This window comes from Chitinophaga skermanii (genome assembly GCF_003259335.1).
Lineage (GTDB): Bacteria > Bacteroidota > Bacteroidia > Chitinophagales > Chitinophagaceae > Chitinophaga > Chitinophaga skermanii.
This window is the reverse complement of the sequence record NZ_QLLL01000001.1, coordinates 423,584-445,668: the sequence shown is the minus strand read 5'-3', so window position 1 is coordinate 445,668 and position 22,085 is coordinate 423,584. Positions and strand designations below refer to the sequence as shown.

Below are 22,085 nucleotides of genomic sequence, written 5' to 3'. Positions count from 1 at the left end.
TGAATATAGAAAAAGGGTTTGAATTATCAAATTATATTCGATAGGTGGTTATTACAGGGCGGCTTACCGGCATAAAAAAAATCCATCTCCACTATGTAGAGATGGATGCTATATGTAGAAGAAATTTTAACCTACTAAATGATCCCACATGAGATCGTGGATATCTGTTGCTTCCAATTCGCTTAGCGCGGGTTTGAAATTGCTTACGTAAATTGGGTGGAACGCTTTATTGGGATGTACGCGCCCGTGTGAACCTTTAATTAACGTTGCATCGAGTGGAATGACGTTCATGAGGTAGCGGAAGCCAAGTTTCTTTTTCAAGAGTTTACCTACTACTTTCAATTTCACGAATGGGTCTTTCGGATCGGTGAACATCTCTACTGGGTCGTATCCAGGTTTGCGGTGGATATCAACAATACGCGCGAAATCAGGTGCACGTTTATCATCTTCCCAATAATAATAGGTGAACCAACTATCGGCATCGGCCATCAGCACAAACTCGCCGCTTCTATCGTGTTGTACATTGTGTTCGCGTTTACCATCACGGTCGAGAATCAATTCTATGCCCGGTACTTTTTCCAACATCTCGCGTACTTTTCCGAGTACGTTATGATCGTTTACGTATACATGTGCTACTTGGTGATCGGCTACTACGAAGGCTTTAGAAGCGCCGGGATCGAGAAGCTCGGTACCACGTTCTTCACGTACAGCAATGAGACCATGTTCGCGGAAGATGCGGTTTAAGTGGATTGGTTTTGAAACGTTCGTGATGCCGTATTCGCTTAGTAGAATTACGCGGGCATTCTTGCTTTCGAAATAGTTTACCAACTTTTCTACTACTTTATCGATGGCTTGTAATTCGGGGGCGATTTTAGTAAAATCTTGCCCGAATTTCTGCAAGCAATAATCCAAATGCGGCAAATAAATTAGTTGCATAGTAGGAGCATGCCATTCATCGGTAAGGATGGCTGCATCCGCGATCCATTGTGTTGATTTGATATTCGCATTCGGTCCCCAAAAACTGAACAATGGGAACTGCCCTAGCGTGGCTTGCAACCTATCGCGCAGACCGGCAGGGTGAGAATAACAATCGGGCATTTTCCTACCATCGCTTAAATATTGTGGGCGTGGCGTTACGCTGAAATCCACGTTGGCGTACATATTGTACCACCAGAACATTTTGGCGCAGGTAAATTGTGGATCAATTTTTTTTGCCTTTTCGAAAATCTTTTCGCTCTCAACGAGCTTATTAGACTGCTTCCAGAATTTGATTTCGCAATCTGTTCTATCATACCATCCATTCCCAACAATGCCGTGTTCGGCAGGCCATTTACCAGTTAAATAAGTGCTTTGAACGCTCGTGGTAACGGCAGGTAACATGGGTGCGATGGTTGATAATTTGTGCTTTTGCACATACTGCTTTAAAAAGGGCGTATGTTCTCCAATGAGGGATGAGGAGAGGCCCACGATGTCGATTACTGCGGTTTTTCTCATCTTGCAACCATTACATGATCTACGTTATATTTCAAATTGCTGTAGTACCCATTTCAGTTCCCGCGCGATTCCCAAACTCATATCGGTTCTCAACGCAGGGGGTAATACATCCCAGGTATAAGTTTCTACCTCTAAATGCTGTGTAAAAGGCTTGTTTTTTTGCTTCTGCAGCACTTTCACGATTTCTTGTTGTGTAGATGATAATACCCCGTAATCCTGTACAAACACGGGCACGTGGAAATGTGCACGCCATTCTTCTACAGCAGGATTTTTGCCATCGGCAAGGGCTTCCGGCAAATCGGGATATTGTATGAAATAGCCATCGTTTTTTCTTGCAATGACTTGGTGTAAATACGTTGGTTCATTGAAGTTGGAAAAGGCTGTTAATACCTCTTCCCGCGCAACTGGGTTGCTAGGCATATTTGCCTGGAGAGCTGCGCTGATTTGGATTTTGCCGGTACGTAATCCATACGATGATAAACGGGTGAATACGCGTAATGGATCTTCATATGAGATGGCGAAATGACAAACATCGTAACAGAGCTGTACATGTCGTTTTATAGCCTCTACCGCTTGTTCTTCTTTCAGTTGCAATTTATCTACTAAAAACGGTACGCCTAAGGGTAATAAATATTGAAAATACCAGTCGATATATTCTTTTGAATTCTCCAATACTCCATCTGGCTCAGGTTCTACGTCGAGGTGCATAAAGGGTCCACCACTCATATGCGTTTTTACAAGTTGTTCTACAACAAGTAGCATATTAAGTGTACAAGCTTCCATCATTTGCACGTGTGCTTCGGAGCATTTGTTGCTCCAAGGTTTGTAGCTGAGGGGGGAAGTGGAAATACCACCTTCTGTACCTTCGGGTAGTAGGGCGGCTAAGATTCTAAACAGGCGGATGGTATAGTTTACACGTTCGGGTGTGCGCCAATCGGGTTCATGCACTTTGTCTTTTACAACTGTTCCGTGGAAACCACCGAATGGAAACCCATTCATCGTAAAAACATAGGCATTTTCTTGCTGTAACCATGCTTTAAAAGCGCTTAAGTTTTCTTCTTTACTTAATTCTAAGCTGGCAAGGTTCGATACTCTTAAACCGATTCCGAATGGTTCTTTTACTTTCAAAGCGGCTTTTACAGCAGGGATATGTTGCTGTAATTGTGCAAAATGATCTTTCCAACTTTCGCCACTATGAATGTTTGTGCAATAAGATAGGTGCCCGTATGACGTGTTCATAATACAAAATGCTGTTTAGGCTAAAAAAACGATGAAATGCTTAAAACGTGGGGGGCAACAGTAAACGAAACAATAGATAAACTTGGCTGCGCGCTTATAATTGATCGCGCAGCATATTAACAGCTTCTTGTAACAATTCCTCGTCCATTTCGTGGACCTCTTCTCCTTGCCCGATTTTACGGAGGAGCGTGATGGTAAGTTGGCCACCGAGATGTTCGCGGAATTCGTTCAATCCGGCTAAGATATTCATATTGGGTTCTGCTTCTTCATCATCTTCATCCACAGTTGTTTCCAACAGTGGGTGATATAATGGCAAGCGTAATGTTTTCAATAAATCGATAATGCGCTGCATTTCTTCTTTCTGCAACCAACCTACGAGGTACGAATACACACTATCGAGTGCAATGCCGATAGCAACTGCTTCTCCGTGGCGAATTTCGAATTCGGTGAGTTGTTCAAGTTTATGTGCGCTCCAGTGCCCGAAATCGAGTGGTCGAGATGAACCACTTTCAAACGCGTCGCCGCTGGAAATATGGGCAACGTGTAGTTCGGCACAACGGAAGATCATGTGATGCATGGCTTTGGGCTCGGCTACTGTAAGTTCTGCGGCATGGGCTTCCATCCATTCGAAGAAGGCAGCATCTTTAATCAATGCTACTTTCACAGCTTCCGACATACCACTTCTCCAATCGCGTTCTTCTAAAGTGGACAAGAAAGTCGCATCATTAAAAACTGCAACCGGTGGAGCAAAGGTACCGAGGAAGTTCTTTTTTCCATGGTAATTGATCCCATTTTTCACCCCTACTCCAGAATCATTTTGCGATAACACGGTGGTAGGAATGCGGATGTGTTTAACCCCGCGATGCGAAACTGCCGCCACGTAGCCTACTAAATCGAGTACAGAACCGCCACCAATGGCAATTACATATGAATGGCGATCGATACCATGTTCTTCGATGGCATTTACGAGCCAATAGAATAATTGGAGATCATTCTTCACCGCTTCACCACCTGGCAGCACTAGGATTTCCTCCATCAGCTCAAAACCTGGTAGTTGTTCACAATACTCCCCGATTTGCTTATCAAGTTCAGGATGAGCGTTTTTCACACCTTCATCCAACACAAACAATAGCTTTTTGCGGGTCTCTTGCCCTGCATGGTCCGTTAAAAATTGCGCGAATAATGGGTTTGTTGAATTAAACAAATGCTCAGTAAAGAACACATTGTACTCAAACTTCACGCTGAATGATTGTTGTATATGCGACATTCCCAGTTCCGTATAAATAAGAAAGGATAAATATTTTTCGAGGTAGCTAATGTACAAAAAAACTTGGAGCAAAGACGGAAACTGTACGAACGGTTCTGTTAAATAGCATCAAAGGCTCGCAGATGCAAGCCTATACGAGTTAATTTGATAAGTTTGGCCTCCCTATCTATATGCAGCTTTATTAAAATCTTTATCCCAATAAGCATTACCGGCAGGCGATTTTTCCGTTTATCACAGAACCACATACTTAGGTGATACTTCATTAAACCGCCATATTCAATCATAAATATGCGTTCAATCGCCCACCCGGTAAAGATTTCCCATTTTATTCCTTCTATACAACAATACGCTTAAACGCTCATGTGTATTTTCATTCACAAAATTAGGGGACTTCCCCCTTGCACATTTTAGCGGAAATACCGATTTTTGTAGTCACGTACTTATACGGAGCATTTCCCAGCTGTTCCGAAGCCCCAGGTACGAAGGAACCATTGCTTAACATTGAACATTAAGTGCCACCCCAAAATCACCCTCTTCAAGGTTGTGCAGCTTATATGTGTAAATAAAATTGGTCGTGTACGACCACTATGTTTTATGCGCAAGATCAACAATCGAGCCCTTTGGGGTTTCGTATTTAGTTTATTGTGTGGATTCATTTTCAATCACGCTTCGGCGCGGCCGCCGTACGCTTGGCAAAACGACAGCCTGCGGTCGATTATGGCTTCCTCACAACAAGATTCCAACACCGTTATCGCGTATTATAAGTACGCCAACCAATTCGTGTACAATGCTCCCGACTCGGCCATATTCTTTCTTTCAAAAGGCAAAACCCTTGCAAAAAAGCTTGGTTTCAAAAAAGGAGAAGGGATTTGGGCTTCTTATTACATCGACGTACTGAATAACAAAGGTGCCTTCCAGGAGGCTTTGGCTGTGGCTGAAGATGCACTAAGCATTTTTCTATCCTTACACGATGAGCAACAGGCTATTGTGGCCTACAATAACGTAGGAAACGAACACCAAAAGCTCGGGAATTTGCAAGCCGCTGTAGAGAATTACTTGAAAGCCATTGCGTTAAGCGACAAACTTAAGGATCGCCCCCATGCCCGTATCTTATACAACAACGTAGCATCTGTGTTTTTAAGCTTAGATGAATACGATAAAAGCTTGTTGTATGCCAAGAAAGGATACGAGGTAGCCGTACAACTGAAAGACACCTTCGGGCTAGCATCGAGCTTGGTAAATGTTGGCTTTGCACAAGCGCGTACCGGCCAAACAACACAAGCAGTGCTTACTTTTAGGAATGTGGTCACCCTTGGTCATATTTTAGACGATAATACCTTGGTACTCGACGGCCTGATTAACATTGCCAGCATAGAAGCAGACATGTTGCAACGCTTGGATGTAGCCCAACAAATTTACGGTAAAATACTAGCCATTACCGATACGTTTCCCAGTGCAGAGCACCGCTTATATGGCTTGCTAGGAACAGGGCAAACGTTGCATAAATTGAAACGTTACCGCGAAGCGGATCAATACATCATGGAAAGTATTGCTTTAGCGAAAAAGATGCATGCGAGTTACGAGTTAAAAGATGCATTTTTAACTGCATCGGAAAATAAAGAAGCCTTGGCGGAACCTTTGGCTGCATTGGGGTTTAGAAAGGAATATGAGCAAGTAAAAGATTCTTTATTAAGTATTGATACAAGGCAAAATGTGCATCAACTGGAAATCCAATATGCTACCGCTCGAAAAGATAAAGACCTTGCACAAAAGCAGCTTGAACTCACTAAGATGGACTTGCAAATTCAAGCAAAAAATAAGTGGCTCACCATTGCGCTTTTGGCGCTTTCTTTTTTGGTCATTATTGCCATCATCATCGTGGGTAAATTCCGGGATCGCCAGCGCTTACATTTGGAGAAGCTTCAAACCATCCGCAAGCAAAGAGAAGTACAGGTATTGGAAGCCATTGTACAAGGAGAAGAAAGAGAGCGATCGCGTATTTCTAAAGATTTGCACGATGGTGTAGGCGGCTTATTATCGGCTGTAAAAATGCATTTTTCAGCAGTAAAACACGAAATGCCATTATTGAAGTCGGTAGGCGGTTATACACATGCCATGCGCTTGTTGGATGAAGCAGTGCAAGAGATTCGTAAAACGGCGCATAACCTCATGCCAGAAACATTATCGCGGTATGGCTTAACAGAAGCATTGCATCGCTTTTGTAAGAATGTGAGTCATGGCCAAACCTTGCAGATTACATTTTTCGCAGCTAACAACTTAGTGCGCTTCAATCCAAATTTCGAGCTATCTATTTACCGGGTAGTGCAAGAATTGGTGAACAATATTGTGAAACATGCACATGCTTCGCAAGCCTTGGTGCAACTTAGTTTGCATGGTAGTTTGTTGTCGATTACAGTTGAAGATGATGGTATTGGGTATGAAGATGATGCTGCGAAAAACGGTATGGGATTGCAATCGTTACAAGCACGTATGAAAGCATTACAAGGCAGTGTGGTTGTAGAAACAGCGCTAGGCGTAGGTACTACTGTACATATTGAATTCGATATAGATAAACTAGAAGGATGGGTATTTGTACCCTCATCCCAACTTAATTAACCCCTAAAAAGTATTGTATGAAAATTAAAGTAGCTATTGTTGATGATCATGTGATGGTGATAAATGGATTAACCACCATGTTAGCACCTTATCCACAAATCGAGATTGTATTTACCGCCCGTGATGGCGAAACGTTTTTAGATGAAGTGGCTGTCAACCCACCAGATGTGTTATTACTAGATATCCAAATGCCGGGCATTGATGGAATGGAAGTATGTAAACGTGTGCGTAAACAAGATGACCAACTAAGGGTGATTGCGCTCACGAATTTCACCGAATCGCACTACATCAAGCAAATGTTACGTAATGGCGCATCGGGATATTTACTGAAAAACACTGATGAGGAAACATTGATAGATGCCATTGAAAAAGTGTACATGGGGCAACAATACCTCGACGAGTCGATCAAGCACAGTTTACTGAATGAAATCATTACCGGTCAAAAACGATCCACCAATGGCATTCCTTTAACACGCCGTGAGAAGGAGATTTTACAATTGATCACTGAAGAACTCACGAACCAGGAGATTGCGGATAAACTGTATATCAGTTTACGGACAGTGGAAACTCACCGGTTGAATTTAACGCAGAAACTTGCGGTGAAGAACACGGCGGGATTGGTGAAAGAGGCCATGAAACGAGGCTTATTGGAGTAAAATACAACAGGGCGACCCTGCATACGGATCGCCCTGTTAATTTAGTACAACGCAGTGGCGTTGCACCTAAAAGTCTTTATTTAGTTGAGCGAAACCTCATTCTTTATTTCAATCGCTCAACATGAAACGTGTTATCTATTGCCTACTTTTTGTTCTCCTTTTAGCAGCATGTAACCGTTACCGTTCTATCGGTGATGGAGAAATCAAAACTGATATTGAATCGCCGGTTTTGGGTACATGGTTAATGAATTCGTCTACTGCCACCCATAAACTCACCTTGGAAACAAATGCCCGTTTTACCATTCATTCCGAAATACAACTAACTGCTAAGCAACCGAAGGCTGTATCGGATGTTGTGGGCTACTTTTTATTGGAAGATTCGTTATTACAACTTCACCCGCAATCGATGTATGTAGCCGGTAAAAAGGATGAAGGATGGAAATCGCCACCACAGTTATTCGTATGGCAAATAAAATCGGTGGAAAATAAAACGCAATTGTATTTGTTGGATGAAGAAAAAGGTGAAACATCCATCTACGTCCAAGAGTAAATCACGTTACTGCAAACAGCTTCCCGATATACATGGAAATGGGCAACAAGATAATGACGGAAATCGCGTAAGGCGTATTTGCGAAACCGGCTGCCCATGCTGCATCCATTACAATCATAGCAATAATACCTCCTTTTACAGATGCGCCAATATTAGGACCTGTAGGTGCTTTCATTGCCTTTAATAACGGTTTATTGGTTAAGAAGATGAACAGCAATACAATTGGAATCACGAACCAAATACGTTCAGGGTGAAAATGGTAGGTTACCCCTAAAATCATCGCATACACAATCATATAGCACACTGCCGCTATACGTAAAGGGCCCACATTACCGCCATGTACTTCATCCCGGCTAATCAATGTTATAGCACTGATATACAAAATAGGCAAGAAGGCGAGCCACCCCATTGTTTCAACAGCATCGTTAACGATGCTGATACCCATGAGTAGGTTTAAGCCACGGCAGAGGCCCATATTCAATGGCCCAAGGACGCTATGATGTTTTCCCCATTTGTTATAAATCAAAGCGGCAGCGGCAATACCGATAGCAATAGCACCTGTTAGTTGGCTAATGGTGAAAGCTGCCAGTACCCCGATGGTGAGTAAATATACGCCGAGGATAATTGCTTGTGTTTTGGAAACGATGCCGCTTGGGATGGGCCTTTCTGGACGTTCAACGCTATCCAAATCAGCGTCGAATACATCATTGAACACCACGCCACCGCCATACAAGCCGAACGCCGCCAAGCAAATGCAAGTGATTTGCAAAATCGCATCTATATTCCCCCATAAAGGGTGTACGGCGAAGCCAGCAATGGCCACGCCCGCTAGAATATCGGCCACAGCAGTTAAAATATTCGCCGGCCGCATCAAGCGTAAATAACCTAATAGTTTATATTTTATATACTGCACTGTATAACTAGGTTTTCATATGGTTGAGGATAAATAATACTACTTTCATCTAACTACCTGATAAAGATCGAATCCTTCGCGATGCGCGGCTGTTGGCCACCACGTAATACACGACTACCGTTATAATCTAAACTTTGGTCGATATTCTTTACTGCATCAAAATCGGCTACATCGATCTGCCCGCTTTGTGCGAATGCAGTGATGGCGTTTTGGTATGTAACGAGTTCTATGTCTTGGATACTGATATTATGCGCTTTCATTAAAGCGGCAGTTTTCGGAACAGCGAGCGGATCGGAAATACCCCAATCGGCCGCACTGTTGATCATAATACCTTTACTACCATATTGCTTTACTACTTCTACCATTCTTTCGTTCCCCATTTTCGTGAAAGGGTAAATGGTGAAGGCAGCCCAAAATCCGCGGTCGAGCACTTCTTTCACGGTTTCTTCGTTGTTGTGGTCTACGATTACCATCGCGGGATCAAGGCCGTGTTCAATGGCGATGTCCATGCTTCTTTGTGTTCCTTTTTTCTTATCGCGGTGCGGGGTGTGAATTTGTACTGGGAGATTGGCCTCTTTTGCTAATTCGAGTTGTGCGCGGTAATACTTTTCTTCTAACGCCGTTTGATCATCAAACCCAATTTCCCCGATACCTACAACACCTTCTTTGTAGATAAAGAGCGGTAGGATTTCCATCACCTGCTCTGCTAATTTTTCATTGTTTGCTTCTTTCGAATTCAAGCCGATTGTACAGTAATGCTTGATACCAAATTGTGATGATCTAAATCTTTCCCAACCTACCAAGCTCGCATAATAATCGCGGAAGGTATCGACCCCTGTCCTGGGTTGACCTAGCCAAAAGGCCGGTTCTATAATAGCTACTACGCCGGCATCTGCCATGGCTTGGTAATCGTCGGTTGTTCGGGCTGTCATATGCACATGCGGATCAAAGAAGCGCATGCCTTTAATATTTTCTTGCCATCCTGCTTGGGCAGTGATAGGTTGTAAATCTTTTTCAGAAAGTTGATGACTGCAACACATATATGCACTGAATTACACCGTTCTTTTGGTAGAACGAACTTGATAAATTATTTTTTTTCTCTGCTATATTAAACGGCTAGCGACCGTGTTCCATGTGAGGGAACCATTTTCTACGGCTTGTGCCAAGTTAGATTGCTGCAACAATGTTTTGGCGGGTGGATAATCGGCTGCGGCGCAGGCTAAAGCTGCGGCTTCTCGTTCCACATTATTTTCAGCTTGCAACACCCTCGTGATGTCGGGCAAGTTTTTTTCATTGATAAAAGGACCGACTAATCGCCACAACATGGGATCTACGGTTCTTCCGGCTGCCCAACGTTCATGAGCATAATCGCTGAGAACGAGTGCTAGGGAAGCATTGGCACGTTCGTCGAGACCAATGATTTGGTGTACCGGTTTATTTGTAAAAATGGCTTTGAGCACTAATTGGTTCCAAGCATTTTCATTGAGATAGCTTGCTGGATATGGATTTTGTAACATCACCGCATCCTGTACCGAAGCAATATTTGAACGAATACCTTCCGAAGTAAGGTGCGTCCAATGCGACGGAAAAGCCAACAATGGTAAAGCCCTATAAAGTGTTACTAGTTCATTCATTTCAGCGGCGAGGAACAATGGTTCGATCGTAGTAATGTATTGATCTTCATTGTTGGTAGGCACTTGCAAGATCCACCAGGTACGCGCGAGGCGGTCGATACTAAGTGGCAAAGCAGAAAACCCGGGCACGAGTGCATCTAGTTTTTCGGCTTCTTGTGTACTTAGCGTAATCACCTGTTTACCAACGAACCGTGGAATGGCTGAAAACGTGGCGTTAAACTGCGATTTAACAAACTGCGCGGCATATTGTCCTAATTTTCCGTCAAGCCATTGTTTTCCTTGCTCAGAAGCATACGTGAACAAAAGATCTTCTAATAATGAGCGAAATGCCCCCTGGTCGTATACAAACTCCTTTCCCATAACCGAATCCTATAGCGCTAAAAGTAAATGAAACTTTATAAAACAAATTTTAAAAATGGTGAGCAGTCAAAATTTAATCACAACCGCCAGTTTAGCATTACAACTGGTAGTATTCTACCGATGAATGTTGTGCAAATAAGCATGGCTGGATTTTTATAATCAATGAGCTGCATTTTCTCACACATATAGACACAAACTAACGCCGAATGGTTGAGAAAAAATATTTTCTCTTACATAAATGCACCGTTTGTGTGATATGTTACCGGCTAACCCAAAATAACATAAACATCAGAACAAAATATTCCTCTCTTTGTGTTATACACCGCAGTGCGTGAAGCAATTGCGTAGGAATCCGAATTGCCAGTAATACCGGGAAGTAACGGGGATTTGTAATAAAATAAGGAAATACGAAGGGGGAGATTAAAGTGTAAAAACTGCCACTTATGTAGTATAGTATAAAATAAAAGAGAGGCAACAAGTGCCTCTCCTTCCGCCATTCTAAAACCTGATTAGTAACCAGGATTCTCTTTATGCAGGGCTCAATGAGCCGATGCATGAATATTTTGCATATAAATTACGTGTGAATAGTTAGCAGTAGATTTGTGTCTTCTTTAGCTTGTAGTTTCTTGGTTGACTCCCTTTCCTCTACATCGGTTGCAATATAGAAAAAATTACGAATGAACCATTTCACCTCTATGTGCTATTTTATAGATCTCTTACTACCAACTTTCTAACCGCATGTAACATCCAGTAAACCTGGCCTTTACACACAGTAAAATAAATTACAACTGGTGCTGTTTTCCTATCTGTCAACTTATCCTGTACAGAACCTCTATTTACTTATACTAAAATAGTGCCTAAAAATCTTGGCGGCTTGGCTCGTGCTCGGAATAAAACTTGGTGATTTTTCTGATGAAATGCAACAAAGAGCATGTGTTCCCCTGCATTTCATAAAGTGGAACTTATAACGACAAACGTCTTTAATAAATTGCTTAGATTTTGGTTTAAAAAAATTTTGCTGTACGATTTACTAGGGTGTACTTCCTAGCAAAATGTTATTGGCAACTTTTAGTGCATTAAAACTATGTGAATATTTTCAAAAATGCAAATATTCTGCAAAAAATGTTTTAAAGATTAACATAGAGAAGTGGTCGATTTACTGTAAGTTAGCCATCCAACTAAACGAATGCAACCTATGAAGTTATTTAATATAATCGCCGCTGTGCTGTTTGTTATATTCGCAGGACTACAATATAATGATCTTGATCCCTATATCTGGATGCCTATATATTTATATACTGCCGTATTGTGTGCCTTAGCTGCCAAAGGCAAATTTTATAGGCTTTGGTACTTGGGTGGCATTGCGGTGTATTTAATATATGCTGTATACTTATTCTTCGACCGCGACGGGGTTTTAAGCTGGGCTACGGCACATGAAGCGGAAAGTATTACGCAAACCATGGTGGCAGATCAGCCTTGGATCGAGGAAACACGGGAATTCTTTGGCTTGTTTTTATTAATCATTGCATTATTATTGAATTATATATATGATCAACAAAAGCGAAATAAGGCCAAAAGAATTGAAGTAAAGCGCAGTTAAACTGGGATTTCGGCAAATCATCATTGTATTTGATGTAGCGATTTTTTAATTTTGTGCGAAATTTTAAAGCACCATGCAAAGAGACCAGCAAATTTTCGACATCATTCGCCAGGAACTGGAAAGACAGCGCCACGGCATTGAGCTGATTGCTTCTGAAAACTTTACCAGCTTGCAAGTAATGCAAGCCATGGGTAACGTTATGACCAACAAATACGCCGAAGGTTATCCTGGTAGAAGGTATTATGGCGGTTGTGAAGTTGTGGATTTGAGTGAACAATTGGCCATTGACAGGGCAAAAGAGATTTTTGGTGTTGAATACGTAAACGTGCAACCACACTCTGGTGCACAAGCGAATGCTTCTGTATTTTTAGCCATTTTGCAACCAGGCGATAAAATCTTGGGCCTCGATTTAAGCATGGGCGGCCACTTAACACATGGTTCTGCAGTAAACTTTTCTGGTAAAATCTACCAACCGTTATTCTACGGTGTAAATAAAGAAACTGGTCGTGTTGAATACGATGCAATGGAGAAAATTGCTTTGGAAGAGAAACCAAAAGTGATTATTTGCGGTGCATCTGCTTATTCAAGAGATTGGGATTATGCTCGTATCCGTGCAATCGCTGACAAAATCGGTGCATTTGTAATGGCGGATATCGCTCACCCTGCCGGTTTAATCGCTAAAGGTTTATTGAACTCTCCATTCGATCATTGTCATTTCGTAACCACAACTACGCACAAAACTTTGCGTGGCCCTCGTGGTGGTATGATTATGATGGGTAAAGATTTCGAAAACCCATTCGGCTTGAAAACCCCTAAAGGTGAAACACGCTTGATGAGCAACCTCATCGATACAGCCGTTTTCCCTGGTATCCAAGGTGGTCCATTAGAACACGTTATTGCCGCTAAAGCAGTTTCTTTCTTCGAAATCTTGAGCGACGACTATACAACTTATGCTAAACAAGTTATCACCAACGCGCAAGCAATGGCAACCAGCTTCTTAGAAAAAGGTTACCAAATCGTTTCTGGTGGTACAGATAACCACTTGTTGTTGATCGATTTACGCAATAAAAACATCAGTGGTAAAAAAGCTGAACAAACATTAGTAAAAGCCGATATCACCATCAACAAAAACATGGTGCCATTCGACGATAAATCTCCATTCGTTACGTCTGGTATCCGTGTAGGTGTACCTGCTATCACTACCCGCGGTATGCAAGCTGAACACATGCCATTGATCGTTAACTGGATCGATCAGTTGTTGATGGATGCTGATAACGAAAGTACTATCACGAAAGTAAGAGGTGAAGTAAACGAATTCATGCAGCAATTCTCTTTGTACCCAGAAATGGGCGCATAGTTTTGCCGGTTAATATATTGAAGCGAAAAGGTCTCTACAAAGTAGAGGCCTTTTTCATTTTATATCACTTCCAATGAAATAGTTCGTTGGCGCCTTGTGCAAACATTTGAACCCCGATCACTGATAGAATCAGGCCCATCATTTTAGTAATCACCAACATGCTGTTTTCCCCGATCAACTTCACAATTCTTTTCCCACTTAAAAAACACGCATAAGCAATCAATGCCAATAACCCGTAAATCAATATCACCATTACCAAGTGCGTAATATTCTTACTGGCAGAGAAACTCATGGCAGTCGTAATAGTACCCGGACCGGCCATTAACGGCATAGCCAACGGGGTTATGGCCATGCTAATGCCTTGGTCGGGCTGCACATCGTCTTTTACTCCTTTATTCACATTGGTATTGTTATCGTTGCCCATGATCATTTGATAACCTATCACGAAAACAAGTATACCACCCGTGACCCGCAAGGCGGCGAGGGTAATACCGAATACGTAAAAGATAAACTTCCCGGCAACACTGAATACCACGATGATACAAAACGCTATGAGGCAAGCGCGGAAAGCGATTTGTTTGCGGCGTTCGTCGTTCATATACGCCGTTAAATTAATGAAGACCGGGATATTGGAAATAGGATTAACAATGGCAAAAAAGCCTAGAAAAACCGTGACCGCAAATTCTAAGTAAGATTGGTACATAGGCATTAGTTTTTAGGAGGAATAGGATCTTGCACCCGCGGCAAAGCTTCTTCCATGTACTTTTTACCGTATGTGCGCATGATCCATTCAAACAAAAAGGAAAGCACAATAATGATTACCGTAGCATATAGCTGCCCGGGTTCTGTTTTGGCATTCGCCAACAATACAACGATAACAGTACCTAAGCTGATTAAAACCGACAACCATACGATGTACAATTTCGCACCGGTATCTTTATATAAGCGTAAATGTGCGATATTAACAGCTGTATAGGCTATTAAACTGGCCAAACCGCCTACAGAAGCAATGAGCGTGAGATCGAATAAGAGTAATAAGATGATAATGATAGATGAAGTTACCACAAGCGCTTCAGTACCACGGCGCCAAACACGCTTTTCAATTGCCTTAGGCAACGTACCATACACAGCCATTACATAGGCATTATTACTGGATGCAAATATGTTAGCGTTGATAGAACTAACACTTGAAAACAATGCAGCAATGGAAACAATTGCAAACCCTGTTTCTCCCAAAGCGGGGCGTGCTGCTTCGGCCAGTGCTGTTTCTTTCGCTGCAATCACTTGATCGACCGATAAATTACCAAATACTACAAGTGCAAGGGCGATGTAGATAATCATTACAATGAAAATCGTTAGCATAATGGCCCGGGGAACGTTCTTCTTTGGATTGTCCATATTTTCGGCGGAGCCGGAAATAACGTTGAAGCCCGTATAAGCAAAAAATGTAAGCGCTAGGCTGGAAAACAAATTCGCAGAGCTGAACTGGTCGAAGTTTGCTAGCAGGCTAGGTTTAACAAATGCAAATCCCAACACGGCAAAGCTGATAATTACCAGTAATTTAATAGCTACAATCCATTTCTCGAACCGGGCAATGGCAGAAACGCTGATGAAATTAAGCAAGGTTAATAGCAACACGAGGCATACAGCGAATGTATTAGGTAGGTAGCTTGGTGGGTTCTTCATTACTAATGCCGATAAATAAAACCCAAACCCCTTCGCCACTACAGCCATTAATATGATCGAAGCGATATAGTAAAAAACACCCATCCCACCCGAATACAAGTTAATGCCATACGCCTGTACCAAGTATTCCAACACGCCCCCATTCGACGGGTAACGCGCGCCCAACTTCGCAAAATTGTACCCGCAAAAAATGATGATAATCCCCGCCAATAAGAAAGATATCCACGTAGCAGCGCCCACAACGGCCCCCACTTGCCCTAACAACACAAATATCCCGGCACCGATCATGGACCCAATACCGAGTGAAATGGCGGCAGTTAAACTGATTTTGCCCTTGGCTGCCATGGTAATATGATTAGGGTTAAATTATTTTTGATGCTTGTAAATGCTTATTAATAACTGGTTACCAGGCTTTTTGTTCATTTTCTCCAACTTGGGTTCTATGATTTTTTTTACACATGTTTGGAGAATTGGAAAATGATTGTACTTTTATGGTGTACTAGCGATCTAGTACACTAAACCTAACTATTTAAAAGTCACAAACAATGATTTCGCTACAGCAACTACATTATTGCTACAAATCGTCGAAACCTGTGTTATCGAACATTTCTTTGCGCTTAGAGCCCGGCAAGATCTACGGGCTACTAGGTAAAAACGGGGTGGGTAAAACAACCCTCATGCAAATCATCGCAGGTTTACTATTTCCACAAAAAGGTACCGTACAGGTAAATGAACGTACTCCCAGCAAACGGGAGCCGGCATTTTTACAAGATGTTTTTTTGCTACCAGAGGCTTTTACTGTTCCTAACCTAACTATTGCACAGTACAAACGCTTGTACGCTCCTTTTTATGCCCATTTCGATGAAAATGCTTTCGAACAACATTTAAAGGATTTCTCGCTGCCAAACAAAGGAAGCTTGCGCGACTTTAGTCATGGCCAACAAAAGAAAATCCTTATTTCATTCGCCCTCGCCACAAAAGCAAAAGTGATTTTAATGGATGAACCTACAAATGGGCTCGACATCCCATCGAAGCGACAATTCCGTAAAATCATTGCCGGCGCATTTCTCGACAACCAAACGTACATCATCAGCACGCACCAAGTAAAAGACTTAGATATGCTTATCGATGATGTAATTGTAATGGACGATACGCAGGTTATCTTCAATCAACCCATTGCCCACATCACAGAACGCATGCTCTTCAAACAAGTGCTGAACCTTTCAGAAGAAGCTCCTCAACACATACTCTATAGCGAAGGTTCCATTAAAGGTCATGTTGTGGCATTAGCCAACACAACAGGTATCCCATCACGCATGGACGTAGAGTTTTTCTTCAACACGTTAATGGCGAATAAACCCGCCGTGTTACAATTGTTTCACACTTCAAATAACTAAGCATGCAGTTCTCTTTTACAAGATTTAAATATTTAATGGCTTACCAGTGGGCGCAATATTCGAAACGATATATGTATTCGCTCTTGGCTATTACAATTGCATCTATTGGGTTTCAATACATATATGCAAAGCTGGGAACATTACAGTCGCAAGTACAAGTAGGTATTTATATCACCGGTTTAGTATTGATCGGCTTATTTTTCACGAGCACTTTGTTCCAACCATATGCCAGTTCGAAGAATAATATGCAGGCCTATATGTTACCTGCTTCGGCATTGGAAAAACTAAGTGTTGGTGTTGTGTATAGCATGATCCTATTCCCCATTGTTGGTAGCATTATTTTCTTCCTCACCAATAAATTAATGGTATATATCAGCTTTCATTACATGCACCGTTGGACCATTACCATGGACCCACAGTATTACAAATGGGGCATATTGTGGTACACTGTTGCTGCTTCGGGTATGACTGTTTTCTCGGTGATTTTTAAACGGAATGCTTTTTTATTGTATATCATTTTCTGTGGATTATTATACTTTTCGGGCCTTACCATCAACGATTCCATTGGTACTTACATCATGGAAAAGAACGCTAATCCACCCCGGCATTATGAAGGGAATCCAGCTTTATTAGAGCTAAAACCGAATGGAAACAATGCAGCATTTTGGAGTGCAGGTTATGCTGTTTATAACCACGATTATAAAGAGTATGTTGGTGCACGCCTGGTGGTTCTTCCTACCAAACAGCAGAACATGTTTTATTATGCTGCGTTATTATTATGCCCGTTCTTATGGTTGATTACGTTAACAAAGATCAGGGAGAAAGCTGCCTGATTAACGCCCAAAATTTTACAACATGGAATTCAATAATACGCATTCAATCTACTTACAAATAGCAGAATATGTTTGCGATCAAATACAATTAAAACAGTGGCTGCCCGGGGAAAAGGTATTGTCGGTGCGTGAGTTGGCGGTGAAACTAGAAGTCAATCCCAATACCGTTATGCGTTCGTATGAATATTTACAATCGCAACAAATTATTTATACTAAACGTGGCTTGGGATATTTCGTAGCTGAAGATGCTGTACAACGCGTAACCGAAGCAAGAAAAGAACATTTCTTACAAGAGGAACTTCCACAATTCTTCCGAAAGATCTACTTACTTAACATCGAACTAGATGAGTTAAAAGATCGCTTCGATACCTTTAAATCAAACATGTAAAATCCATTTAACCAAACCATCCAGTTTAACATGAAGCTCAGTACAAAACTCCTTATAGCTGTACCTATACTTTTATTGGCAGCACTTGTTATGCACAACTATTTGTTGGCAAGGCAATTCAACCAATTACACTCGCCCTATAACGCGCAACCCGTTTTATTTAAAACCATCAACTTACCCAATTTCCACCATGTAAAAGTTGATGGTATGTACTACACGCGTATAGGTAATAGTACGAAGCCCAGTGATTTTGATTATGCAGACTATAGCATCTCTCGTAGCTATACTCCAAATTGTTACCTAACCATTCCTGAAGAAATGGCCGCCTACACAAAGTATACAGTGGAGAACGATACCCTATTTATCCGTGAAGAATTTCCAGAAACGGCATATGATAAGTTAGATGAGTTGCGTACGCGTGTAGACTATTTCAAAACGCGTATGATTGCGATGCCAAGTATTGCCAGTGTTACCAGCGAACATGCAGATGTAACGATATCAAACTACAAGTCTGCGATGCCGTTAATGTGTATCAATAAAATACATGGCAATATCATTCTATCACATGATACACTTAACAATGTCTATTTTAAAGCGCATGAAAACACGTATGTAACTGTAGAAAACAGCGTGAGGGTCGATAGTTTAATTCCCCATTTAAGCCGTCATACTAATTTCGATATACCCTTACATTTAGTGAAGCATATTTTTCCCGTAGAAGGAGATTCTACTACTAGTATTACGATTAATACCAATGCTACAACCCTGAAGAATTTGATTGATAAACTATAAAGATTTCTATTTTACCTTGAAAAATTAAAGCCGGCTCTATTCTTGGAGCCGGCTCAATTTTTTTATGCTTCATCTTCTGCAAGCTTAATGCCTGTTTGGGTGAAGATGATTTTTTTCTGTTTGTATAAGTTACCTGTTACCATCTTAAACACCTTTTTACTCATCCCGAAGAATTGGTAAATCTCTTCCGGGTCGCTCTTATCGTGGTAGGGCAAGTAGCCGTTGTTTTCTTGTAAAAGGCGGATGATTTTCCCGCTTTCGTCTTCTACTTTTTGGTAACCCGGTTTGCCAAGTACAACATCGATCTTCTCGCGTTTGATGTTCTTGATATAACCTCGGTATCTTTCCCCTACATCTACCGGGCGGTAGATTTCGTTGGTATGCAAGATGCCGATGTGTTTGTTATTGATAATTACAACAAAGCCTAATTGGGTTCTGCGGTAAATCAATACATCTACTTCATCGAGGATATTAACCGTTAACTCCTCGTTTTGTAAATCTTGTTCGAAGCGTTCGGTAGCTGCTACACGACCCGTTCTTTCATCGATATATATTTTCACCAAGTATTCTTGGCCGGCTACCATTTTACTTTGTTGTTGGGAAAGCGGAACGAAAATATCTTTCATCAATCCCCAATCCAAGAATGCTCCTTGCGGCGTAGCGCTTACAGCTTTCAAGGTAACGATATCGCCTACCACGCCTTTGGGTTGCTGGGTAGTAGCGATCAATCTATTTTCAGAATCGTGGTAAAGAAACACTTTTAGTTCGTCGCCCACTTTCGTGTCTTTCGGAACGAAGCGTTTTGGCAATAAAATTTCTAAGTCGTTGCCACCATCGAGGTACACGCCAAATTCTATTTCCTTCTTCACCCTTAACAGGTTGTATTGTCCAATTGCTATCATTAGCGGTATTGATTTTTTTGTTGATGATGGAACGCTGTTGATTTAAAATTGCGTTGCCAAATAAGCCATGGTTCCTATGCCTACTTTAATGGCATTTTCGTCTACATCGAATGTAGGCGTATGTACGCCCGAGGTAATACCTCTTTCTTTATTCATGGTACCTAGGCGGAAGAAACAGGCGGGGATTTCTTGTGAATAGAACGCGAAATCTTCTGCGCCCATTCTAATCTCCGTGTCTTCCACGTTAGATTGACCCAGGTAATCTTCCGCCAATTGACGGGCTTTACCTGTTACAGCTTCGTTGTTATATAAAGTAGGATACCCTACGAGTATGTCGATATCTATTTCTGCACCCATTGCATGCACAAGCTCTACCGCTTGTTTCTTGATTAACTCGTGTGCTTTAAAACGCCAAGTTTCGTCCATGGCTCTGAAAGTACCCATTAACTTCACTTCACTCGGAATTACATTGGTTGTAAAACCGCCGTTAAACGCGCATATAGATAAAACAGATGGTGTGAACGGATTGTTGTTACGGCTAATGATCTGTTGTAAGCTTACTACTAAGTGAGAAGCCACCAAAATGGTATCCACGGTTAAATGTGGAGCCGCGGCGTGGCCGCCTTTGCCTTTGATGGTGATATAGATTTCATCGGCGCTGGCCATGTATTGACCTGCACGGAATCCCAATTTGCCTGCTTCCATGGTAGGTTGCACATGCAAACCTAAGATGGCTTGCGGGGCTGGGTTCTCCAACACGCCTTCTTTAATCATTAAACTAGCTCCTCCTGGGTGTTTTTCTTCGCCTGGTTGGAAGATGATCTTCACTGTACCTTCGAAGTCGTCTTTCACCTCTTGCAAGATTTTTGTAGCACCCAGCATACACGTGGTGTGTACATCGTGCCCACATGCGTGCATAATGCCTTCATGGGTAGATTTATAAGGAACATCGTTGGCTTCGAGAATCGGCAATGCGTCGATATCGCCTCTTAGCGCGATAATTTTCTTAGTAGGATTTTTGCCTTCAATCAATGCTACTACACCGGTACCGGCTACACCGGCAGTGTACTTCACACCATATTCATCGAGTTTTTGTTGGATGAATTTGCTGGTTTCATATTCTTGGAAAGAGAGTTCAGGGTTGGCATGTAAATGCCTGCGCACCTGGATGAACTCTTGAGCGTAATTGTCGGCTAGGGCTTTAATTCGATTCTTCATTCATCAATTCTTTATCCAGTGATAGGTTGATAATAGTAGGTATTACAAACACGCCACCGGGGAACATATTGGATAATTTATCACGTAATTCGGTTGCTTCATCGCGGGTTTTGAAATCGCCTACGCGAACCTTAAAATAGGGAGACTGGTATTCGAGGTACGTTTTTACATCTGGGAAAGCTTGCATAACGCGCGCTTTCGCTTCGTTTGCATCATTACGCTTCGTGGTGTTAATCACCTGTACCCTGAAACCTGGTTGGTTACGGATGGCCAGCGTATTAATGTACACCTGTTTCTTCACGAGGATATCAATCCTACTATCTTTTACCACTTTCACACTGCCATCGCTTACTTGTGCGTTGGCGGCCGTGGCAAATAGTAACATCAAAACAGGCAAACAAAATAGTTTTTGCATCGATTTTGTATTTAGTTGACCCAACTTCGTTGGAATTAATTTAGTGCTTGGCTTTCTTTCACGATCTGCACACTTCCACTACAGCCCACCCGTGTAGCGCCCGCTGCTATCAATTCTTTCGCAAAAGCAAAGGTACGAATCCCGCCCGAGGCTTTTATTTGAATATTTGCCGGTAAGTGCTTGCGCATCAATGCCACTGCTTCAACAGTTGCACCTTTTTCAGCATACCCGGTCGACGTTTTCACGAAATCCACGCCCAACCGGCCGTAAATCTCGCAGCATTTGATAATTTCTTCATCTAATAATATGCCACTTTCGATGATCACTTTCAACACTTTACCCTTACTATGTACAATCGGTAAAATGCTTGTTATCTCCTTTTCAATAAAGGCCCAATCACCGGCTTTAATGGCTATTAAATTCGCTACTACGTCTATTTCTTCTGCACCTTCCAAGATCGCCATCACTGTTTCTGCCACTTTTGCTTCGATAGCGGAATAACCGAATGGGAACCCCACAACAGTACACACTTTAGTATTGGTATTACCTACAAATGTGCTGGTAATCTGTACAAAAGGCGGCGGCACACAAACGGCCGCAAAATCGTATTCTACGGCTTCCATGCACAGTTTCCTAATATCATCAAGCGTTGTGGTAGGTTTTAATACAGTATGATCGATGTAGCGATTGATTTGCATATGAGTTTATTTGAACGTTGTTAAAACAACAAAGCGTTGCATAGCGCAAATGTACGCCCTGCAACGCTGT

Annotated in this window: 21 protein-coding genes; 9 read left to right on the top strand and 12 right to left on the bottom strand. The window is 42.0% G+C overall.

What is annotated here, in order from left to right; translation table 11 throughout:
- Positions 1-126: 126 nt before the first annotated feature.
- The 3 genes from LX64_RS01830 to LX64_RS01820 form a co-directional block, all read right to left on the bottom strand.
- Complete coding sequence (locus LX64_RS01830) at positions 127-1,494, bottom strand: alkaline phosphatase family protein (RefSeq protein WP_111595894.1); 1,368 nt, start codon at positions 1,492-1,494, stop codon at positions 127-129.
- Positions 1,495-1,518: 24 nt separating this feature from the next.
- Positions 1,519-2,733, bottom strand: a complete 1,215-nt coding sequence (gene eboE / locus LX64_RS01825) for a metabolite traffic protein EboE (protein ID WP_111595893.1) — start codon at positions 2,731-2,733, stop codon at positions 1,519-1,521.
- A gap of 94 nt (positions 2,734-2,827) precedes the next feature.
- Complete coding sequence (locus LX64_RS01820; protein WP_111595892.1) at positions 2,828-4,000, bottom strand: 3-dehydroquinate synthase; 1,173 nt, start codon at positions 3,998-4,000, stop codon at positions 2,828-2,830.
- 594 nt (positions 4,001-4,594) lie between these two features.
- On the opposite strand from LX64_RS01820, the gene LX64_RS01810 reads away from it, so the two are divergent.
- From LX64_RS01810 to LX64_RS01800, 3 genes are all read left to right on the top strand, one after another.
- Entirely contained in the window at positions 4,595-6,616 is a 2,022-nt protein-coding gene (locus tag LX64_RS01810; RefSeq protein ID WP_111595890.1) for a tetratricopeptide repeat-containing sensor histidine kinase, read from the top strand.
- 17 nt (positions 6,617-6,633) lie between these two features.
- A complete protein-coding gene (locus LX64_RS01805; RefSeq protein WP_111595889.1) occupies positions 6,634-7,272 on the top strand; it encodes a response regulator in 639 nt (212 codons plus the stop codon).
- Between the two features lie 121 nt (positions 7,273-7,393).
- On the top strand, positions 7,394-7,822 hold the full coding sequence (locus LX64_RS01800; RefSeq protein WP_111595888.1) for a hypothetical protein: 429 nt from the start codon (positions 7,394-7,396) through the stop codon (positions 7,820-7,822).
- 1 nt (position 7,823) lies between these two features.
- Here LX64_RS01800 and eboC read toward each other — a convergent pair whose 3' ends face one another.
- From eboC to LX64_RS01785, 3 genes are all read right to left on the bottom strand, one after another.
- On the bottom strand, positions 7,824-8,735 hold the full coding sequence (gene eboC / locus LX64_RS01795; RefSeq protein WP_211324709.1) for a UbiA-like protein EboC: 912 nt from the start codon (positions 8,733-8,735) through the stop codon (positions 7,824-7,826).
- Positions 8,736-8,788: 53 nt separating this feature from the next.
- On the bottom strand, positions 8,789-9,775 hold the full coding sequence (locus tag LX64_RS01790; RefSeq protein ID WP_111595886.1) for a TatD family hydrolase: 987 nt from the start codon (positions 9,773-9,775) through the stop codon (positions 8,789-8,791).
- A 63-nt stretch (positions 9,776-9,838) separates the two neighbouring features.
- A complete protein-coding gene (locus LX64_RS01785) occupies positions 9,839-10,729 on the bottom strand; it encodes an EboA domain-containing protein (protein WP_111595885.1) in 891 nt (296 codons plus the stop codon).
- Positions 10,730-11,924: 1,195 nt separating this feature from the next.
- Between LX64_RS01785 and LX64_RS01780 the strand changes: the two genes are divergently transcribed.
- Entirely contained in the window at positions 11,925-12,329 is a 405-nt protein-coding gene (locus tag LX64_RS01780) for a transmembrane 220 family protein (RefSeq protein ID WP_158538501.1), read from the top strand.
- A 73-nt stretch (positions 12,330-12,402) separates the two neighbouring features.
- Positions 12,403-13,686, top strand: a complete 1,284-nt coding sequence (locus tag LX64_RS01775) for a serine hydroxymethyltransferase (protein WP_111595883.1) — start codon at positions 12,403-12,405, stop codon at positions 13,684-13,686.
- Between the two features lie 64 nt (positions 13,687-13,750).
- Here LX64_RS01775 and LX64_RS01770 read toward each other — a convergent pair whose 3' ends face one another.
- Complete coding sequence (locus tag LX64_RS01770; protein ID WP_111596325.1) at positions 13,751-14,389, bottom strand: MarC family protein; 639 nt, start codon at positions 14,387-14,389, stop codon at positions 13,751-13,753.
- Positions 14,390-14,394: 5 nt separating this feature from the next.
- Entirely contained in the window at positions 14,395-15,717 is a 1,323-nt protein-coding gene (locus tag LX64_RS01765; protein ID WP_111595882.1) for an APC family permease, read from the bottom strand.
- 200 nt (positions 15,718-15,917) lie between these two features.
- Between LX64_RS01765 and LX64_RS01760 the strand changes: the two genes are divergently transcribed.
- From LX64_RS01760 to LX64_RS01745, 4 genes are read left to right on the top strand one after another with little or no spacing between them, the layout of a single operon-like run.
- Complete coding sequence (locus LX64_RS01760; protein WP_111595881.1) at positions 15,918-16,769, top strand: ABC transporter ATP-binding protein; 852 nt, start codon at positions 15,918-15,920, stop codon at positions 16,767-16,769.
- A gap of 2 nt (positions 16,770-16,771) precedes the next feature.
- Entirely contained in the window at positions 16,772-17,602 is an 831-nt protein-coding gene (locus LX64_RS01755) for a hypothetical protein (protein ID WP_111595880.1), read from the top strand.
- 22 nt (positions 17,603-17,624) lie between these two features.
- Complete coding sequence (locus tag LX64_RS01750; RefSeq protein ID WP_111595879.1) at positions 17,625-17,990, top strand: GntR family transcriptional regulator; 366 nt, start codon at positions 17,625-17,627, stop codon at positions 17,988-17,990.
- A 30-nt stretch (positions 17,991-18,020) separates the two neighbouring features.
- Positions 18,021-18,782 (top strand): hypothetical protein, encoded by a 762-nt coding sequence (locus LX64_RS01745; RefSeq protein ID WP_111595878.1) that lies wholly within the window; start codon positions 18,021-18,023, stop codon positions 18,780-18,782.
- Between the two features lie 62 nt (positions 18,783-18,844).
- On the opposite strand, the gene LX64_RS01740 is transcribed toward LX64_RS01745, so the two are convergent.
- The 4 genes from LX64_RS01740 to deoC are packed head-to-tail and all read right to left on the bottom strand — an operon-like array spanning position 18,845 to position 22,015.
- Positions 18,845-19,684 carry a CvfB family protein gene (locus tag LX64_RS01740; protein WP_111595877.1) on the bottom strand — a complete coding sequence of 280 codons (840 nt, stop codon included), beginning with the start codon at positions 19,682-19,684 and terminating at the stop codon, positions 18,845-18,847.
- A gap of 42 nt (positions 19,685-19,726) precedes the next feature.
- Entirely contained in the window at positions 19,727-20,902 is a 1,176-nt protein-coding gene (locus tag LX64_RS01735; protein ID WP_111595876.1) for a M20 metallopeptidase family protein, read from the bottom strand.
- Positions 20,886-21,317, bottom strand: coding sequence for an SPOR domain-containing protein (locus tag LX64_RS01730; protein WP_111595875.1), 432 nt, complete (start codon positions 21,315-21,317; stop codon positions 20,886-20,888). The genes LX64_RS01735 and LX64_RS01730 overlap by 17 nt, the downstream gene beginning before the upstream one ends.
- A gap of 35 nt (positions 21,318-21,352) precedes the next feature.
- The gene (deoC, locus tag LX64_RS01725; RefSeq protein ID WP_111595874.1) at positions 21,353-22,015 is read right to left on the bottom strand and encodes a deoxyribose-phosphate aldolase; all 663 of its coding nucleotides are present in this window, start codon (positions 22,013-22,015) and stop codon (positions 21,353-21,355) included.
- Positions 22,016-22,085 lie beyond the last annotated feature (70 nt).

Coding starts and splice junctions, on each gene's coding strand:
- LX64_RS01745 (WP_111595878.1), top strand. CDS start 18,021: ATGAAGCTCAGTACAAAACTCCTTATAGCTGTACCTATACTTTTATTG.
- LX64_RS01810 (WP_111595890.1), top strand. CDS start 4,595: ATGCGCAAGATCAACAATCGAGCCCTTTGGGGTTTCGTATTTAGTTTA.
- deoC (WP_111595874.1), bottom strand. CDS start 22,015: ATGCAAATCAATCGCTACATCGATCATACTGTATTAAAACCTACCACA.
- LX64_RS01775 (WP_111595883.1), top strand. CDS start 12,403: ATGCAAAGAGACCAGCAAATTTTCGACATCATTCGCCAGGAACTGGAA.
- LX64_RS01805 (WP_111595889.1), top strand. CDS start 6,634: ATGAAAATTAAAGTAGCTATTGTTGATGATCATGTGATGGTGATAAAT.
- LX64_RS01750 (WP_111595879.1), top strand. CDS start 17,625: ATGGAATTCAATAATACGCATTCAATCTACTTACAAATAGCAGAATAT.
- LX64_RS01735 (WP_111595876.1), bottom strand. CDS start 20,902: ATGAAGAATCGAATTAAAGCCCTAGCCGACAATTACGCTCAAGAGTTC.
- LX64_RS01800 (WP_111595888.1), top strand. CDS start 7,394: ATGAAACGTGTTATCTATTGCCTACTTTTTGTTCTCCTTTTAGCAGCA.
- LX64_RS01830 (WP_111595894.1), bottom strand. CDS start 1,494: ATGAGAAAAACCGCAGTAATCGACATCGTGGGCCTCTCCTCATCCCTC.
- LX64_RS01770 (WP_111596325.1), bottom strand. CDS start 14,389: ATGTACCAATCTTACTTAGAATTTGCGGTCACGGTTTTTCTAGGCTTT.
- LX64_RS01790 (WP_111595886.1), bottom strand. CDS start 9,775: ATGTGTTGCAGTCATCAACTTTCTGAAAAAGATTTACAACCTATCACT.
- eboE (WP_111595893.1), bottom strand. CDS start 2,733: ATGAACACGTCATACGGGCACCTATCTTATTGCACAAACATTCATAGT.
- LX64_RS01785 (WP_111595885.1), bottom strand. CDS start 10,729: ATGGGAAAGGAGTTTGTATACGACCAGGGGGCATTTCGCTCATTATTA.
- LX64_RS01740 (WP_111595877.1), bottom strand. CDS start 19,684: ATGATAGCAATTGGACAATACAACCTGTTAAGGGTGAAGAAGGAAATA.
- LX64_RS01780 (WP_158538501.1), top strand. CDS start 11,925: ATGAAGTTATTTAATATAATCGCCGCTGTGCTGTTTGTTATATTCGCA.
- LX64_RS01730 (WP_111595875.1), bottom strand. CDS start 21,317: ATGCAAAAACTATTTTGTTTGCCTGTTTTGATGTTACTATTTGCCACG.
- LX64_RS01760 (WP_111595881.1), top strand. CDS start 15,918: ATGATTTCGCTACAGCAACTACATTATTGCTACAAATCGTCGAAACCT.
- LX64_RS01765 (WP_111595882.1), bottom strand. CDS start 15,717: ATGGCAGCCAAGGGCAAAATCAGTTTAACTGCCGCCATTTCACTCGGT.
- LX64_RS01755 (WP_111595880.1), top strand. CDS start 16,772: ATGCAGTTCTCTTTTACAAGATTTAAATATTTAATGGCTTACCAGTGG.
- LX64_RS01820 (WP_111595892.1), bottom strand. CDS start 4,000: ATGTCGCATATACAACAATCATTCAGCGTGAAGTTTGAGTACAATGTG.